This window comes from Streptacidiphilus jeojiense, assembly GCF_000719095.1.
Lineage (GTDB): Bacteria > Actinomycetota > Actinomycetes > Streptomycetales > Streptomycetaceae > Streptacidiphilus > Streptacidiphilus jeojiensis.
Map to the genome: position 1 here is coordinate 1 of NZ_JOEH01000049.1, position 16,191 is coordinate 16,191.

Below are 16,191 nucleotides of genomic sequence, written 5' to 3' on the forward strand. Positions count from 1 at the left end.
CCCCACCCCCGCCGTCTCAGACCTGGTAGCCGCCACCCTCCCCGCCCTCGCCCTCCTCCTCGCGGCCGTCTCAGCAGCAACGCTGCTGGGCGCTCCCGCCCTGGTGCACCTCCTCGCCCCAGGCCTCCCGGACCCCGGGCTCGCCGTGGTCTGCACCCGCCTGACCGCCCTCACCATCCTCCCGTTCGGCCTCACCGGCTACCTCAGCGCCGGCCTGCGCGCACACCGCCGCTTCACCGCCCCCGGCGCCGTCTACATCGCCTACAACACCGGCATCCTGCTGGTGATGATCCTGCTGCACGGCTCCCTAGGAGTCCGTGCCGCCGCGGCCGGCGTCGCCCTGGGCAGCGTCCTGATGACGGCGGTCCTGCTACCGCCCTTCACCCGCCACTGCACCCGCCTGACGCTCCGTCGGCGCCAGGCCGCGACCGCGACGGCCACCGCGGCGACAGCCGCCACCGCCCCGGCCCTGGTGCTGAGCCCGCTCGCGCTGCTCCCCATCGCCCTGTTCACCCTCACCCGCCAGTCCCAGGTCTTCGTCGAGCGCTACCTCGCCTCCTCGCTGGCCCCGGGCACCATCTCGCACCTCAACTACGCCGAGAAGGTCGCCCAGATGGCGATGACCCTCGGCGTGCTGGTGTGCACGGTGACCTTCCCGGTGGTGGCCAGGGCGCTGGCCGAGGGCGACCTGGAGGCGGCCAGGGACCGGGTCCAGAAGGACCTCGGACTGATCGGTGCGCTGGTCCTGGCCGGTACCGCGGTGCTGATGGCCTGCGCACCGCAGATCGTCGCGCTGCTGTTCCAGCGCGGGGCGTTCACCGCCCAGGACACCGCCGCCACCGCCGCGGTGATGCGGGTCTACAGCCTGGGCCTGCTCGGCCAGGCCATGGTCGGCGCACTGGTCCGGCCGTTCTTCTCGACCCGCCCGGTGGTGGCCTTCGGCAGTGCCCCGGCCAGGTCGGGAACCAGGAGCGACTGGTTCCCGCTGGCCGCGATGGCGCTCGGACTGCTGGTCACCACCGGGATCGGACTGGCGGCCGTGGGCCGGCACGGAGCGATCGGGCTGGCCGCCGCCAACGCCACCGGCATCACCCTGACCGCGGCTCTGCTGCTGGTCGGGATCAGGACCCGCGGGGTGGCCCTGCGGCTGCGCACGGTCCTGCTGGACCAGGCCCGGCTGCTGGCCGCCGCCGGGTTCGCCGCCCTGGCCGCCTACCTGGCCGCCCGGCCGATCGGCGCCCAGGCGCTGCCCTCGGTGCTCCTGGGCGCCGTGGTCGGCGTCGCCGCCTTTGTACTCGCCGCCGCCGCGCTCAGGGCGCCGGTGGTGAGCGGACCGCTCGCAGCACTCTCGGCCCGGCTGTGGACCCGTGGCCGTAAGGACGAAGGGGAGGGACGCCATGGCGGCTGAGCCGCTGCACCGGGAACGGAGGGTCCTCACGGACCCGGCCGCCGAGCCGCCGTGCTCCCCCGGCCCGATAGGGACCGACCCGGCCGCCCCGGCCCCGGTGCGCACGGACCCGGTCCACCCCGGGCCCCCGCGCGGCGCCCCCGGGGCCGACGAGCTGTTCACCGGCCCCGCGGTCCGGCCCGCCGACTCGCCCTGGACGCTGATGTACCACTCGGTGGACCACTACACCGAGGACCCGCACCAGGTCACCGTCACCCCCGGGCGCTTCGCCCGGCAGATGGCCTGGCTGCACTCCTGCGGCCTGCGCGGCGTCGGCCTGGGCGAGCTGCTGCGCGCGCACGCGGCCGGCCGGGCGGCCGACCTGGTCGGGCTGACCTTCGACGACGGCTACGCCGACCTGACCCGCGGCGTGCTGCCGGTGCTGCAGCGGTACGGCTTCAGCGCCACCGCCTTCGTCGTGGTCGGCCGCCTCGGCGGCCACAACGTCTGGGACGAGGGGCCGCGCAAGCCGCTGCTGACGGCTGATCAGATCTTCCGGCTGCACGACTGCGGGGTCGAGATCGGCTCGCACGGCATGTACCACCGCTCGCTGCCGGGGATCGCGGCCGCGACCCTGGCCGAGGAGACCGGGCACAGCCGTGAGCTGCTGCGGGACCTCCTCGGTGAGCCGGTCGGAGGATTCTGCTACCCCTACGGCGCGGTCGACGCCGCCGCGGCCGCCGCGGTCCGCGACAGTGGCTACCACTACGGGGCCGCGATCGCGCACGGCCCGCTGACCGGCCGCTGGGCGCTGCCGCGCTCCTACGTCGGCGAACGCGACAACGGACTGCGACTGCGCGCCAAGCGCGCCCGGCACCGGCTGCGCGGCCTGCGAGTCCGGGTCGACGGAGAGGACGCCCGATGAGAGTGCTACAGGTGATCACCGGTCTCGCCGCCGGCGGTGCGGAGCAGCAGCTCCGGCTGCTGCTCCGGCATCTGCCGGACCGTCACCACTGCGACGTGGTGACCCTGGAGAACCCGGGCACGGTGGCCCAGGGCCTGCGCGAGGACGGCGTCCGGGTGTTCGAGCTGGGCATGCGGGGCAACCGCGACCTGGCCGCGCTGCCCCGGCTGACCGGGCTGATCCGGCACGGCCGCTACGACCTGGTGCACTGCCACCTCTACCGGTCCCTGGTCTACGGGCGGCTGGCCGCCCGGCTGGCCGGGGTCGGCGCCGTGGTCGCCACCGAGCACTCGCTGCTGCCCGGGATCATCGAGGGGCGCCGGATCACCCCCGGCGTGCGGGCCCTCTACCTGGCCGCGGAGCGGCTCGGGCAGCGCACCGTGGCGGTGTCCGACCCGGTCGCCGAGCACCTGGCCGGCTGGAGGGTCCCCGCGCACCGGGTGGTGACCATCCCCAACGGCGTGGACGTGGCCCGCTACGCGCAGCCCGCGCCGACCCGGGCCGCCACCCGCCAGTTCCTCCGCGCCGAGCTGGGCCTGCCGCAGGACGCGCTGGTGGTCGGCGGCCTCGGCCGGCTGGTCCCCGGCAAGCGGTTCGACGTCCTGGTGGACGCCCTGGCGCTGATGCCCGCCGGGGCCGGCGCGGCCCGGCTGCTGCTGGTCGGCGACGGCGAGGAGCGCCCGGCCCTGGAGCGGCGCGCCCGCGCGGCCGGCGTGGCCGACCGGGTGGTGTTCGCGGGGGAGCGCGACGACGTCCCCGACCTGCTCACGGCGATGGACGTGCTGGCGGCGCCGTCCCGGACCGAGACCTTCGGCATGGCGCTGATCGAGGCGCTGGCCGCGGGCCTGCCGGTGCGCTGGTCCTCCGGACCCGCGCTCTCCGAGCTGCCGCCGGAGGCGGCCCCCGGCGCGGTCCGGGTCCGCTCCGACCCGGCCGCCTACGCCGCCGAGCTGGCCGGACTGCGCCAGTGCCGGACGCCGCTGCCGCAGCCGGCGGCGGTACGGCACTACGACATCGCCCGGCTGGCCCCCCTGGTCGCCGAGGTCTACGACCGGCTCGGCCCGGTACCGGCCGGCCCCACTGCCCCTGTCACCCGCACCGTTCCGGTGCAACCGCAACCGCAACCGCATGCGCCCGCTGCCCCGGCGAAAACCTCTCGATAACCCAAGGAGCCCGCAGCCATGTCCGACAGTAGCCGCAACGCCGTGCGCAGCATCCTGCGCCGCTGCTGGCCCGTTCTCGCCGCCGTCCCGCTCGGCGCCGCCTGCGGTGGCGCCTACGCGCTGGCCGCACCGGTCCAGTACCAGGCCAACGCCTATGTGATGGTGGTGCCGCAGGCGACCGGCGACAGCGCCACCGCCGTCAACTTCGCCCAGGCCTACGGCCGGGTGATCACCCAGCCGGAGATCCTGCTGGAGGCCTCGGTGAGCACCGGCGTCCCGCTGGCGAAGCTGGCCCCGCTGATCCAGGCGACCACCTCGCCGGACGCGCCGATGGTGCAGATCACCGGTAGTGCGCCCACCGCCGCCCGGGCCGCCCAGGAGGCCAACGCGGTGGCGCGTTCGCTGGTGACCTTCGGCAACGCGGTCACCAAGCAGACCAGGGTCCAGCTGATCACCTTCGCCGCCGCGGCCAGGCCGGACGCCCCGAGCTCGCCCTCACGCACCCTGGACGTCGCGGTGGGCGGCGCGGCCGGCCTGCTGATCGGGGGGCTGGCCATGATGGCCCGGCAGTCCCGGGCCGGCGCCGGCGCGGCGCCCTCCGCGCTGCCGCAGCCCCGCTCGGACAGCAGCGCGGAGGACGCCCCGGCGGACGGGCTCCCGGCCGACCCGGCCCCCGCCGGGACGCCGGACCGGACCCCCGCCCCGGCGTCCGCCCCCGCTCCCGCCCAGGGCGCGGCCGCGGCCGCGAGCTCCGAGGCGGATGCCGACCGTGCCCGGCAGTCCGCGGCCAGGGCCCGTCGATGACGGCACCTCAGCTCACCGCTGCGGTCCCCGCGGGCGCCGCACCGGCGCCCGCGAAGGCTGCGGCCCCGGTGACCGAGGTGCGCACGGTCCGGGACGCCACCGCCTTCGACGCCCTGGCCGACGACTGGGACGCGCTGGTGGACCGGTGCGCCGCCGCCACCCCGTTCCAGAGCCACGCCTGGCTCTCCTCCTGGTGGCGCAGCTACGGCAGGCCGGGACGGCTGCGGGTGGTGACGGTCCGTCGGGACGGCGTGCTGGTGGGCGCGGCCCCGCTGATGCTCCGTCGGCGCGGGCTGCCGCTGCTGTCCGGGGTCGGCCAGGGGCTGACCGACTTCCTGGACGTGCTGCTGGACGACGCCCACGCCGAGCAGACCGCGGCGGTGCTGGCCAGGGCGATGGCCGTGCAGCTCGGCCTGCGCCGGCCCTGGGCCGCGCTGGACCTGCGCGAGCTGCGCCAGGGTTCGGCCGCGCACCGGATCGCCGAGCACTGGCCGGGAGCGGCCCGGCGGCTGCCGGACTCGCTGTGCCAGCACCTGCCCGGTGTGCCGGTGGAGGAACTGCTGTCCCGGCTGCCGGGACGGACCGCGCAGCGCAGCCGGGTCAAGCTGCGCAAGCTGGAGGCCGCCGGGATCGAGACCAGGCTGGTGCCGGTCGAGGACGTGCCCCGGGCCCTCGGCGAGCTGCTGGCCCTGCACGAACTGCAGTGGCGCGGCCGGGGCGTCACCCCCGAGCACCTGCGCCCGCGCTTCGCCGAGCACCTGTCCCGCTCCGCCGAGCGGATGGCCGCGGCCGGCCGCGCCGCCGTCCGCCAGTACCGCCTGGACGGCGAGCTGGTGGCCTGCGACCTGACCCTGCAGGTGCGCGGGCTGTCCGCGATCTACGTCTACGGCGTCCACCCCGACCTGCGGGAACGGGTGGACGTCGCCGGAATACTGTTCCGCGAGAGCCTGGCGCACGCCGCCGCCACCGGTCGCGGCGAGCTGAGCCTGCTGCGCGGCGACGAGCCCTACAAGCAGCGCTGGCGTCCCGAGCAGGCCCGCAACGAGCGGCTGCTGCTGGGCGGGGGGCCGGCGGTGGCCCTGTACGCGGCGGCGATCGGCCTGCGCGCCGGCGCGGTCCGCTCGCTGCGCACCCGCGCCCCCTGGCTGGCCCCGCTCCGCACCAGGCTCAGGGAGCTCACCGCGCGCTGAGCGCCTGCCGGAACACCTGGCCGGAACGGGGATTGCCGGTGCAGCGCCAGACCCCGTGCGGGCAGTAGTCGGTGATGGTCTGGTAGAGGGTGTCGTGGGTGGCGGCCCAGTCCAGCATCCCCCTGACGTACGCGGGGTCGTCGCCCCGGTCGTACATCCCCCACTCCGGGTAGGACACCGGCTTGCGGTGCGCCGCGGCGAAGCGGACCTGGGCCAGCAGGCCGTACGGCTCGGCCACATAACTGGAGAACGGTGCGGTCCGGTCCGGATCGGAGCCGGCCATGTCGTAGCTGTCCATGCCGATGACGTCGGTGACGTCGTCCCCGGGGTAGCAGTCCGGCCAGGGGTGCGCGTCGGCGCCCCTGGTCGGGGCGAACTCGAAGCGGAAGCGCTGTCCGGGCACCGCGCGCATGGCGGTGACGATCCGGCGCCAGTACTGCTTCCAGGCGGCGGGGTCGGGACCGCAGCGGCTGGTGTAGGTGGTGCCGTTCATCTCCCAGCCCAGGGTGAGCACGGTGTCGGGGGCGCCCAGTGCGACCAGGGTCCGGGCCAGCGCGGTGAAGTGCGCGTCGTTGCGTCCGGCGGCGCCCTGTTCCAGCAGCTGCCGGACCTGGTCGTCGGGGACCTGCCCCTCGTTGTCGGGGAGCATCGGCACCCCCAGCACCAGCAGCCGGTCCGGCTCGGCGTCCCGCCAGGCCGCCCACGGGCCGAGCAGGGTGGCGCTGCCCTCGATGTCCGACCAGGAGCCGCCGGGGAGGTAGGTGTGCCCGACCCGGATCGGCGCGCCGCCCAGCCAGGCGGAGAGCTGCCCCATCGCGTCGTCCGACTCGGTCGACCCCAGGAAGGCGCCGAACGGCACCTGGTGCGGGGGCACCGCGGTCGGGTCCGCGACCGGCCCCCGGCCGCTGCCGCCGCCCCCGGACCACCACAGCAGCCCCATCCCGGCGGCGACCACCAGCACCGCCGTGACCAGCAGCGTCACCGCACGGCGGCGCAGCATGACATCCTCCCTCGACCGGTTCCGGCCCACGCTAGGTCCCGGCACCGTCCAGCGTGACGGGACACACCTGGGGCTGCGGCTGATTCACCGGTGATCCGTCATATCGTGCGGGAATGACCGTCACGCGTTCGATCCTGCTGTTCGTACTGGCGGCCTTCGCCGAGATCGGCGGCTGCTGGCTGGTCTGGCAGTCGGTGAAGGAGCACCGGGGCTGGCCGTACGCGGTCTGCGGCGTGCTGGCGCTCGGCGCCTACGGTTTCGTGGCGGCGCTGCAGCCGGACGCGTCCTTCGGCCGGGTGCTGGCCGCCTACGGCGGGGTGTTCGTCGCCGGTTCGCTGGCCTGGGGCGTTGCGGTGGACGGCTTCCGCCCCACCGGATGGGATGTGACCGGCGCCGCGGTCTGCCTGCTGGGAGCGGCGCTGATCGTCTACCAGCCGCGCGCCTGAGGCGGGCCGCCGAGGGCCCCGACCGGTGTCCAAATGGAGAAACGTTACGCTCCTGGGACCGCCATTTTTCCGACCCTGCACCCCTTCCCCGCCCCGTCGACCTACGGTAGTGAACATGCGTACCGCGCTCGCAGCCCTCATCGTGATCCTCGCCGCCATCGGCGTGGGCGCCGCTGCGCGCGACCACCGGCCGGCCCCGTTCGGCGACTCGGTGGTGGTCCACAGCAACGACACGGTCTCCAAGGAGGACGGCGGCGTGCTGCGGATCGGCGCCGACGGCTCGGTGCAGCTGTACGCGACCAGGGGCAGCGACAGCGGTCACACCCTGTGGTCCTACAAGCGGCCCGGCGCCGAGCCGGTGAGCGTGGTGCCGCTCGCCGGCATCACCGTGGCGGTCTGGAACGACGGGATGCTCACCGGCGTCCGCACCGATCCGGCCGCGGTGGCCTGGCACCGCTTCGTCCCCGGCCTGGCCGACCGGCTCCGCCAGCACCCCGCCGACGTGGGCGTGCTGGTCGCCTCGCTGGACCGCGGCAAGGTCTTCCTGGTGCCCACCCCGCAGGTGGTGATGGAGTACAACACCGCCGACGGCTCCATCCGCAGCGACACCCTGCCCCAGGTCGGCTGCTCCTACGCGCCGGCCCAGGCGCTGGCCCTGGACGACCTGCTGGTGCTGGCCCGGCCCTGCGACCACGGCAGCACCGTCGAGGCCTTCGACGGCAGCGGCCGGGTCTGGCAGCTCCCGTCCAGCCCGCTGGCCCGGCCGGTCGCCACCGGCACCACCACGGTGGGCGTCCGCGACGTCCCCTGGCTCAGCACCCAGGTGCTCCAGCGCCTCACCGGCAAGCCCGCGCTCACCTTGCCGATCAGGCAGCTGCCCGGCCCCCGTTAGACTGGAAGCCTCCGCCTCAAGCAGGGCCCCGCTCGACGGCCCGCGCCAGCGCCTCGCCGTCCCGGGAGTTACTTCGCCATGATTGCCGCCAACGCCATCGAACTGCGTGCGGGTGCCCGCATCCTGCTGGAGTCCGCCAGCTTCCGGGTCGCCCCGGGCGACCGGATCGGCCTGGTCGGCCGCAACGGGGCCGGCAAGACCACGCTGACCAAGGTGCTGGCCGGTGAGGGCGCCCCGGCCGCCGGGTCGGTCACCCGCAGCGGCGAGGTCGGCTACCTGCCGCAGGACCCCCGCACCGGCGACCTGGACGTCCTGGCCAGCAACCGCATCCTGGGCGCCCGCGGCCTGGACGAGGTGCTGCGCAAGATGCGCATCGCCGAGGACAAGATGGCCAACGGCAAGGGCGCGACCCGTGACGACGCGATGAAGAAGTACTCGCGCCTGGAGACCGAGTTCGTCACCAGGGGCGGCTACGCCGCCGAGGCCGAGGCGGCCACCATCGCCGCCAGCCTCGGGCTGCCGGACCGCATCCTGGCCCAGCCGCTGCACACCCTCTCCGGCGGCCAGCGCCGCCGGGTCGAGCTGGCCCGGATCCTGTTCTCGGACTCCGACACCCTGCTGCTGGACGAGCCCACCAACCACCTGGACGCCGACTCCATCATCTGGCTGCGCGACTACCTGAAGACCTACCGCGGCGGCTTCATCGTCATCTCCCACGACATCAACCTGGTGGAGACGGTCGTCAACAAGGTCTTCTACCTGGACGCCAACCGCACCTGCATCGACGTCTACAACATGGGCTGGAAGCTCTACCAGCAGCAGCGCGAGGCCGACGAGAAGCGCCGCAAGCGCGAGCGGGCCAACGCCGAGAAGAAGGCCTCGCAGCTGAACTCGCAGGCCGACAAGATGCGCGCCAAGGCCACCAAGACGGTGGCCGCGCAGAACATGGCCCGCCGCGCCGAGAAGCTGCTGTCCGGCCTGGAGGCGGTCCGGGTCAGCGACAAGGTCGCCAAGCTGCGCTTCCCCGACCCGGCCCCCTGCGGCAAGACCCCGCTGATGGCCGAGGGGCTGTCCAAGTCCTACGGCTCGCTGGAGATCTTCACCGACGTCGACCTGGCCATCGACAAGGGCTCCAAGGTGGTCGTGCTGGGCCTGAACGGCGCCGGCAAGACCACGCTGCTGCGGATGCTCGCCGGGGTGGAGGAGCCCGACACCGGAGCGCTCATCCCCGGCCACGGGCTGAAGATCGGCTACTACGCCCAGGAGCACGAGACCCTGGACAACGACCGCACCATCCTGGAGAACATGCGCTCGGCCGCCCCGGACATGGACCTGGTGGAGGTGCGCAAGATCCTCGGCTCGTTCCTGTTCTCCGGCGACGACGTGGACAAGCCCGCCGGGGTGCTCTCCGGTGGCGAGAAGACCCGGCTGGCCCTGGCCACCCTGGTGGTCTCCAGCGCCAACGTGCTGCTCCTCGACGAGCCCACCAACAACCTCGACCCGGCCAGCCGGGAAGAGATCCTGGGCGCGCTGCGTTCCTTCACCGGTGCCGTCGTTCTGGTCACCCACGACGAGGGCGCGGTCCAGGCGCTGGAGCCGGAGCGGATCATCCTGCTGCCGGACGGCATCGAGGACCTGTGGAACGAGGGCTACGCCGATCTGGTCTCCCTCGCCTGAGCCCCGGCGGACCCCCGTCTGACCGGGCGGTGTAGTCGCTGGATCATGCATCTGGACCAGAAGAGTTCATATCGCCGAGGCCACCACCTGTACGAGTGAACTGACACCGATTCTCCTCATTCGGGAATCCCGTGCATTGCCCATTCACCGCTGCTGATCAGCATTTTCACGCCATGTCACGGCGACATCCCCGGGCGTGCGACAGCAAACCGCACGCTGGTCAGCTGCGCGGTACGCCACTACCCGCCGGGATTTCCGTTGCCGACCTTGCGGAATGGGTGGCCAGGAGGCCACCCATGGGTGATCATGGGATTCCGACAGAGCACTTGCTACGAGGAGGCACGGGTGGCCGAGACTCTGAAAAAGGGCAGCCGGGTAACGGGCCCCGCACGGGAGAAGCTCGCGACCGAGCTGAAGAAGAAGTACGACTCCGGTGCGAGTATCCGGGCGTTGGCGGAGGAGACGGGCCGGTCCTACGGATTCGTCCACCGCATGCTCAGCGAGTCCGGAGTTTCCCTCCGCGGTCGCGGTGGCGCCACGCGCGGTAAGGCCAAGGCGACCGCCGCGGCCACGTCCTGAACCGTATCCATCAGTACGACCCATCAGCACGTCAGATCCCTGACGCTTCGGCGGCTGGGGGAGTCCCGCAGCACAGGTCTCCCACCCGGTCGCCGATCGTCGCGTCCGTAGTGGTTACCCTTCAGTAGCTTGACTTCGCCACTGCTGCTGGAGGTCCTCGTGTCCCATTCCGCGCCCACCATGAACTCCGGCCCCGGCGCCGACCCCTCGGAGTGGGGGGAGGCGGGCCTGCGCCTGGAGCTCGCCGAGGACGGCGCCGTCGCGACGGTCACGCTGTGCCGACCCGAACGGCGCAACGCCCAGTCGCCCGCGCTCTGGCGCTCGCTCGCGGCCGTCGGCCGCAGCCTGCCCGGGACGGTGCGCGCGGTGCTGCTGCTGGCCGAGGGCAAGTCCTTCTCGGCCGGTCTCGACCGGGCCGCCTTCACCCCCGAGGGGATCCCCGGCGAACGCGGCCTGCTGGACCTGGCCAAGGGGGAGGAGGGCGACCAGGTCATCGCCGGCTACCAGCAGGCGTTCACCTGGTGGCGCCGCCCCGACCTGGTCAGCATCGCCGCGGTCCAGGGCCACGCGGTGGGCGCCGGCTTCCAGTTGGCCCTGGCCTGCGACCTCCGACTGGTCTCCCGGGACGTCCAGTTCGCCATGCGCGAGACCGCCCTCGGCCTGGTGCCGGACCTGGCCGGGACCAAGCCGCTGGTGGACCTGGTCGGCCCGGCCCGTGCGCTGGAGATCTGCGGCACCGGCCGCTGGGTCGGCGCGGACGAGGCGGTGCGCATCGGCCTGGCCAACGCCGCACTGCCCGCCGACGAACTCCATGCCGCCGCGGCGGACCTGGCCGGGGCGCTGCTCGCGGCGCCCCGGGACGCCCTGGTGGAGACCAAGGCGCTGCTGCAGGGGGCCGGCGGCCGCGACTACGACGAGCAGCGCGCGGCCGAGCGCGCCGCCCAGCTGCGCCGGCTGCGCGACCTGGCCGGACTCGGCGAGTAGCCGCCGGGCGGCAGGCTCACCCGTTCGACTCCACTGCGGTGTGCGTGTCGTGGGGCTCCCCTAGGGTCGAGATGATATGCCCGGTATATGCAGAAACGTCCTGCTGAACCGGGCACCCCGACAGGGAGCCCACACCATGACTGATGTGACCAAGCCCAGCGCCCCCAAGCCCGGCCAGCGCGAGACGGTACAACTGGCCCCCAGCGGTGAGCGCGGCCGCACCACCATCGCCGTCGGCGTGGTGGAGAAGGTCGCCGGCATGGCCGCCAGGGACGTCCAGGGCATCCACGCCCTGGGCAGCGGATCCCGCGGCTTCGGTGCCGTCCGCGACCGGGTCCCGGGCAACCGGCCCAATGTCGGAAAGGGCGTCAAGGCCGAGGTCGGCGAGCGGCAGGCGGCCCTCGACATCGACCTGGTGGTCGAGTACGGCGTCCCCATCGCGGAGTTGGCGGCGGTGGTGCGGAAGAACGTGATCAGCTCCGTGGAGCGGATCACCGGTCTCCAGGTCGTCGAGGTCAACATCGCCGTCAACGACGTGCACCTGCCGGACGAGCAGGACGACGACGAAACCACCGAGAGCAGGGTCCAGTGAGCATGGCACTGATCGGCCTGGCCGTGGGCATGGCCCTTGGCTTCGCCGGCTACTTCGGCGGCTTCGCCGCGTTCCTGCTGGTCGCGGCGCTGGGCGCGGTCGGCTTCGTGGCCGGCCGGCTGCTGGAGGGCGACCTGGAGTTCGGCGACCTGATCCGCAGCACCAAGCCGAGGGACCGGAAGAGCTGATGGCCTACGGCGCCGTCCCCGCCCCGGGCCTGCCCGCCCCCGGCGAGCGCGGCAGCATCCGCCTCGCCGACCGGGTGCTGGAGCGGATCGCCGCCCGCGCGGCCGCCGAGGCCCTCGCGGACCAGTTGCCCGATGACGGGGCCGACCCCGACCGGATCGACTCCCCCCGGGCCAAGGCCTCGCAGGGGCGGCACGGGGTCAGCATCAGGGTGGGCCTCGACCTGCCCTACCCCCTCGACCTCGCCGCCGTCACCCGCGCGGTCCACCACCGGGTCACCGAGCGGGTGGTGCAGCTCGCGGGCTCCGAGGACCCCAGGGTCGCCCTGGTGGTGGAACGCCTGGTCCCGGCGGCCCCGAGCGGAAGGCTGCGATGAGCGTCGCCTCGCCGGCCGGAACGGCGCCCGCCCCGGCTGCCGCAGATGCGCCGGACCGACCGGACGCGGTGCGGGCACGGCGGTTCTGGTCGGCCCGCCGCAACGCCGCCGCCCTCGCCGCGCTGGTGGCCGTCGCCGCGGCCGGCGCGCTGCTGTACGAGGAGATCTACATCCGCAGCGGCAACCGGGCCCATGCCTGGCGCACCTGGATCAGCGACCAACTGGCGGACCGTCACCTCGACGACGCCTGGGTGATCGCCGGCTCGGCCGTGGTCTGCGCGCTGGGCCTGTGGCTGCTGCTGCTCGCCGCCACCCCGGGACTGCGCCGGCTGCTGCCGCTGGCCACCGAGGACACCGGCGGCCTGCGGGCCGCCCTGGACCGCCGCGCGGCGGCAGCGATGCTGCGCCGCGCCGCCCTGGAGACGCCGGGGGTGCGGGAGGCCGGAGTGAAGGTCGGGCGGCGCCGGGCCCGGGTCCGCGCGGTGGTCGGCTTCGGGGACCCCGGCGAGGTGAAGACGGCCCTGGCCGAGCACCTGTCGGTGGAGCGCGGCCGGCTCGGCCTGGTCCGGCCGCCGATGGTGAACGTCAAGGTCAGGACGCAGAGCAAGGGCAGGAGGAGGTCATGAGCCGGACCGCGGTCAACCGCACCCTGCTGGCCCTGGTCGGCCTGGTGCTGCTCGCCGGGGGACTGCTGCTGCTGGCCGGCGGACTCGACCTGAACCACCGCTGGCACCTGGGCCTGCCGTCCGACTGGACCGTCACCGACCCGCACCACGCGGTGCTGGACCCGGCCGACCGGGTGCGCTGGCGCGGCGACGGCTGGTGGTGGCCGAGCGTCTTCGCCGCGCTGGGGGTGGTCGCGCTGCTGTCGCTGTGGTGGCTGCTGGCCCAACTCCGCACCGGGACGGCGGACCGGGTGGCCGTGCCGGCGGCGGCGGACGTCCCGGTCCGGCTGCGGGGCGGGGCGCTGGCGCAGGCCGTCGCCGACGGGGCCGAACAGATCCCCGGGGTGTCCCGGGCCCGGGTGCGCATCCTCGGCCGCGCGCGCCGTCCCCGCGCCCGCATCACCCTCACCCTGGCCCCGGGGGCGGCGCCGGGGCCCGTCCTGCACGAGCTCGCGGCGGGACCGCTCGGTGACGCACGGCGCACCACGGGGGTGTCGCTGCCGGCGGAGGCGCGGGTGCGGGTGGAATCCGGTTCGGTTCCGAGGGTCCAGTGACCGTTTGTGGGGGTTTCTGTTCGCGCAGTTCCCCGCGCCCCTAATCCCTTAGGGGCGCGGGGCTGTGCTTGTTGAACTGCATGCGCGAACAGAAACCATGCACCACCCGCACCCGCAATCCGCCCTCGCTCAAATCCCCTTCAGCACACCGCCGTCAACCGGCACCATGACTCCGGTCAAATACGACGCCGCCGGGGAAAGATAAAACGCCGCCACCTTCCCGAACTCCTCCGGCCTCCCGTAGCGCCGCAGCGGAATCCCCGCCGAGGCACGGGCCCGGGCGCCTTCCGGGTCGCCGCCGAGGGAGTCGAGATGCTGGACCCTTTCGGTGTCGATCCGGGCCGGCAGCAGCCCGAACACCCGGATGCCCCGCGGCCCCAGCTCCTCCGCCAGGGTCTTCGCCGCCATCGCCAGCCCCGGCCGCAGGCCGTTGGAGATCGCCAGCCCGCCGATCGGCTCCCGGACCGAGCCGGACAGCACGAACCCGATCGCGCCGCCCTCGCCGAGTTCCGCCGCGAAGCGCCGCGCGATCCGCACCGCCCCCAGGAAGACCGACTCGAACGCGCCGACCCACTCCTCGTCCGTCGCGGAGAGCATCGATCCGGCCGGCGGGCCGCCCGCGCTGATCAGCACCCCGTCGATCCGGCCGAAGTGCTGCTCCGCCGCGGCGATCAGTCGCTCCGCGGTGTCCGGTGCGGCGTTGTCGGCGACCACGCCGACCGCCGAGGCGGGGCCGCTCAGCCGCTTGACGGCCTCGTCCACCGAGGCCTGGCCGCGTCCGGTGACCACCACCCTGGCTCCGTCGGCGACCAGTGCCTCCGCGCTGGCGAAGCCGAGGCCGCGACTGGCGGCCGTGACGGCGTAGACGCGTCCCTCAAGTCCGAGGTCCATGGATCAGAGTTCCTCCTGTCGTGCTTTCTTCGGCTCTTCCAGCGCGAAGGCGGTGTTGACCAGGGCGACATGGGTGAAGGCCTGCGGGGTGTTGCCGAGCTGCCGTTCGGCCTTCGGATCCCACTCCTCGGAGATCAGCCCCAGGTCGTTGGAGATGGCGGCGACCCGTTCGAACAGCTGCCGTCCCTCCTCCACCCGACCGATCGCGATCAGCGCGTCCGCCAGCCAGAACGAGCAGGCCAGGAACGCGCCCTCGGTTCCCTGCAGACCGTCCACCTGGGAGTCCTCGGGCTCCCCGGTGGAGTAGCGCAGCACGAAGCCGTCGTGGTCCAGGCCCTTCTGGACGGCGTCGACGGTGCCGACCACCCGGGGGTCGTCGGCGGGCAGGAAGCCGGTCTTGACCACGAAGAGGGTCGAGGCGTCCAGCTCCTTGCCGCCGTAGTACTGGGTGAAGCTGCCGAGCTCCGCGTCGAAGCCCTTGGCGCAGACGTCCTGGTGGATCTCGTCGCGGACCTCGCGCCAGCGGTCCAGCGGCGCGGGCATCCCGGTGATCTCGGCCATCTTCACCGCGCGGTCGAAGGCGACCCAGCACATCACCTTGGAGTGCACGAAGTGCCGGCGGCCGCCGCGCACCTCCCACAGACCCTCGTCGGGGTCGCTCCAGTGGTCCTCCAGGAAACGCATGAACGAGTTGATGAGCGCCCAGACATGACGCTCCATCGGTATTCCCGCCGTCAGCGCCAGGTACAGGGTGTCTATCACCTCCCCGTACACGTCCAGCTGCAGCTGGTCCACGGCGGCGTTGCCGAAGCGGACCGGCGCCGAGCCCTCGTAGCCGGGGAACCAGTCGGCGGTGAACTCGGTGAGCCTGCGCTCGCCGGCCACCCCGTACATGGTCTGCAGGTCGGCCGGGTCGCCGGCGATGGCGCGCAGCAGCCACTCGCGCCAGGCCGAGGCCTCCTCGACGTAGCCGCTGCGCAGCAGGGCGGACAGGGTCATGGTGGAGTCGCGGAGCCAGCAGAAGCGGTAGTCCCAGTTGCGCTCGCCGCCGATCTCCTCGGGCAGCGAGGCGGTGGCGGCGGCGACGATGCCGCCGGTCGGCTCGTAGGTCAGCGCCTTGAGCACGATCAGCGAGCGCATCACCGGATCCCGGTACGGTCCGCGGTACTTGCTGACGGCGGACCACTCCTGCCAGCCCAGCAGCGACTCCTGGAGCGACGCCTCGGCGTCCTGGCGCGGCGGGCTGGAGTGGTGCGAGGGCAGCCAGCTCAGCACGATGGGGATCCGGTCGCCGGGGTTGACCTCGAAGTGGCCGAAGGTGGTGAAGTCCTTGCCGAAGGTGCGGATCGCCGAGTGCCCGCGCATCCACACCGAGTCGGGGCCGGCCACCGCGACCCGGTGGTGGTCGGTGCGCCGCATCCACGGCACCACCCGGCCGTAGTCGAACCGCAGCCGCATCTCGGCGTGCATCTTCACGCACCCCGAGACGCCCACCACGATCCGCATCACATCCGGGGTGCGGTCCCGCTGCGGCATGAAGTCGATCACCTTGACGGTGCCGGTGTCGGTCTCCCAGACGGTCTCCAGGACCAGGCTGTCGCCCACGTAGGAGCGGCTGGTGCACTCGGTGGCGCCCTCGGGCGCCAACCGCCAGCTGCCGTGCTCCTTGTCGCCGAGCAGACCCGCGAAGCAGGTGGGCGAGTCGAACCGGGGCAGGCACAGCCAGTCGATGGAGCCGTCCCGGCCGACCAGGGCCGCTGTCTGCAGATCCCCGATCAGCGCGTAGTCCTCGATACGTCCGGGCATGTGTGCGTCCCCCTCACTCCGAAAGGCCTGCGGCT

Annotated in this window: 18 protein-coding genes; 15 read left to right on the plus strand and 3 right to left on the minus strand. The window is 73.6% G+C overall.

Annotated elements, in window-relative coordinates:
* The 5 genes from murJ to IF29_RS0139190 form a co-directional block, all read left to right on the plus strand.
* Window positions 1–1,408, plus strand: a 1,408-nt coding sequence (murJ, locus tag IF29_RS0139170) for a murein biosynthesis integral membrane protein MurJ (protein WP_037598435.1), incomplete at its 5' end; no start/stop codon positions are given.
* Window positions 1,398–2,312: a polysaccharide deacetylase family protein gene (locus IF29_RS42890; protein ID WP_084715509.1), complete on the plus strand. Its 915-nt coding sequence runs from the start codon at window positions 1,398–1,400 to the stop codon at window positions 2,310–2,312. The genes murJ and IF29_RS42890, both read left to right, overlap by 11 nt.
* Window positions 2,309–3,514, plus strand: a complete 1,206-nt coding sequence (locus tag IF29_RS0139180) for a glycosyltransferase (protein ID WP_030266524.1) — start codon at window positions 2,309–2,311, stop codon at window positions 3,512–3,514. The genes IF29_RS42890 and IF29_RS0139180 overlap by 4 nt, the downstream gene beginning before the upstream one ends.
* Before the next feature lie 18 nt (window positions 3,515–3,532).
* Window positions 3,533–4,318 carry a Wzz/FepE/Etk N-terminal domain-containing protein gene (locus IF29_RS0139185; RefSeq protein ID WP_051726624.1) on the plus strand — a complete coding sequence of 262 codons (786 nt, stop codon included), beginning with the start codon at window positions 3,533–3,535 and terminating at the stop codon, window positions 4,316–4,318.
* Complete coding sequence (locus IF29_RS0139190) at window positions 4,315–5,508, plus strand: GNAT family N-acetyltransferase (RefSeq protein WP_084715510.1); 1,194 nt, start codon at window positions 4,315–4,317, stop codon at window positions 5,506–5,508. The genes IF29_RS0139185 and IF29_RS0139190 overlap by 4 nt, the downstream gene beginning before the upstream one ends.
* Here the strand turns inward: IF29_RS0139190 and IF29_RS0139195 are convergent.
* The gene (locus IF29_RS0139195; RefSeq protein WP_030266535.1) at window positions 5,495–6,508 is read right to left on the minus strand and encodes a glycoside hydrolase family 26 protein; all 1,014 of its coding nucleotides are present in this window, start codon (window positions 6,506–6,508) and stop codon (window positions 5,495–5,497) included. The two genes, IF29_RS0139190 and IF29_RS0139195, sit on opposite strands and share 14 nt — an antisense overlap.
* 113 nt (window positions 6,509–6,621) lie before the next feature.
* Here IF29_RS0139195 and IF29_RS0139200 point away from each other — a divergent pair, with 113 nt between their 5' ends.
* The 10 genes from IF29_RS0139200 to IF29_RS0139245 all read left to right on the plus strand — a co-directional run bounded on the left by IF29_RS0139200 (window position 6,622) and on the right by IF29_RS0139245 (window position 13,459).
* Complete coding sequence (locus tag IF29_RS0139200) at window positions 6,622–6,954, plus strand: YnfA family protein (RefSeq protein WP_030266538.1); 333 nt, start codon at window positions 6,622–6,624, stop codon at window positions 6,952–6,954.
* Window positions 6,955–7,069: 115 nt separating this feature from the next.
* Window positions 7,070–7,846 (plus strand): hypothetical protein, encoded by a 777-nt coding sequence (locus IF29_RS0139205; RefSeq protein ID WP_030266541.1) that lies wholly within the window; start codon window positions 7,070–7,072, stop codon window positions 7,844–7,846.
* A 78-nt stretch (window positions 7,847–7,924) separates the two neighbouring features.
* A complete protein-coding gene (locus tag IF29_RS0139210; protein ID WP_030266543.1) occupies window positions 7,925–9,523 on the plus strand; it encodes an ABC-F family ATP-binding cassette domain-containing protein in 1,599 nt (532 codons plus the stop codon).
* Window positions 9,524–9,868: 345 nt separating this feature from the next.
* A complete protein-coding gene (locus IF29_RS0139215; protein ID WP_030266545.1) occupies window positions 9,869–10,102 on the plus strand; it encodes a helix-turn-helix domain-containing protein in 234 nt (77 codons plus the stop codon).
* 180 nt (window positions 10,103–10,282) lie between these two features.
* On the plus strand, window positions 10,283–11,086 hold the full coding sequence (locus IF29_RS0139220; protein ID WP_030266547.1) for an enoyl-CoA hydratase/isomerase family protein: 804 nt from the start codon (window positions 10,283–10,285) through the stop codon (window positions 11,084–11,086).
* A 136-nt stretch (window positions 11,087–11,222) separates the two neighbouring features.
* Window positions 11,223–11,678, plus strand: a complete 456-nt coding sequence (locus tag IF29_RS0139225) for an Asp23/Gls24 family envelope stress response protein (protein WP_030266551.1) — start codon at window positions 11,223–11,225, stop codon at window positions 11,676–11,678.
* On the plus strand, window positions 11,675–11,866 hold the full coding sequence (locus tag IF29_RS0139230; protein ID WP_030266555.1) for a hypothetical protein: 192 nt from the start codon (window positions 11,675–11,677) through the stop codon (window positions 11,864–11,866). The genes IF29_RS0139225 and IF29_RS0139230 overlap by 4 nt, the downstream gene beginning before the upstream one ends.
* On the plus strand, window positions 11,866–12,240 hold the full coding sequence (locus IF29_RS0139235) for a hypothetical protein (RefSeq protein ID WP_051726626.1): 375 nt from the start codon (window positions 11,866–11,868) through the stop codon (window positions 12,238–12,240). The genes IF29_RS0139230 and IF29_RS0139235 overlap by 1 nt, the downstream gene beginning before the upstream one ends.
* The gene (locus IF29_RS0139240; RefSeq protein WP_063757725.1) at window positions 12,237–12,866 is read left to right on the plus strand and encodes a DUF6286 domain-containing protein; all 630 of its coding nucleotides are present in this window, start codon (window positions 12,237–12,239) and stop codon (window positions 12,864–12,866) included. Before IF29_RS0139235 ends, IF29_RS0139240 begins: the two co-directional genes overlap by 4 nt.
* Entirely contained in the window at window positions 12,863–13,459 is a 597-nt protein-coding gene (locus IF29_RS0139245; RefSeq protein WP_030266563.1) for a hypothetical protein, read from the plus strand. The genes IF29_RS0139240 and IF29_RS0139245 overlap by 4 nt, the downstream gene beginning before the upstream one ends.
* A 129-nt stretch (window positions 13,460–13,588) precedes the next feature.
* Here IF29_RS0139245 and IF29_RS0139250 read toward each other — a convergent pair whose 3' ends face one another.
* Together IF29_RS0139250 and IF29_RS0139255 are read right to left on the minus strand one after the other, a co-directional pair.
* A complete protein-coding gene (locus IF29_RS0139250) occupies window positions 13,589–14,350 on the minus strand; it encodes an SDR family oxidoreductase (protein WP_030266565.1) in 762 nt (253 codons plus the stop codon).
* A 3-nt stretch (window positions 14,351–14,353) separates the two neighbouring features.
* The gene (locus tag IF29_RS0139255; protein ID WP_030266568.1) at window positions 14,354–16,156 is read right to left on the minus strand and encodes a glycoside hydrolase family 15 protein; all 1,803 of its coding nucleotides are present in this window, start codon (window positions 16,154–16,156) and stop codon (window positions 14,354–14,356) included.
* Window positions 16,157–16,191: the final 35 nt, after the last annotated feature.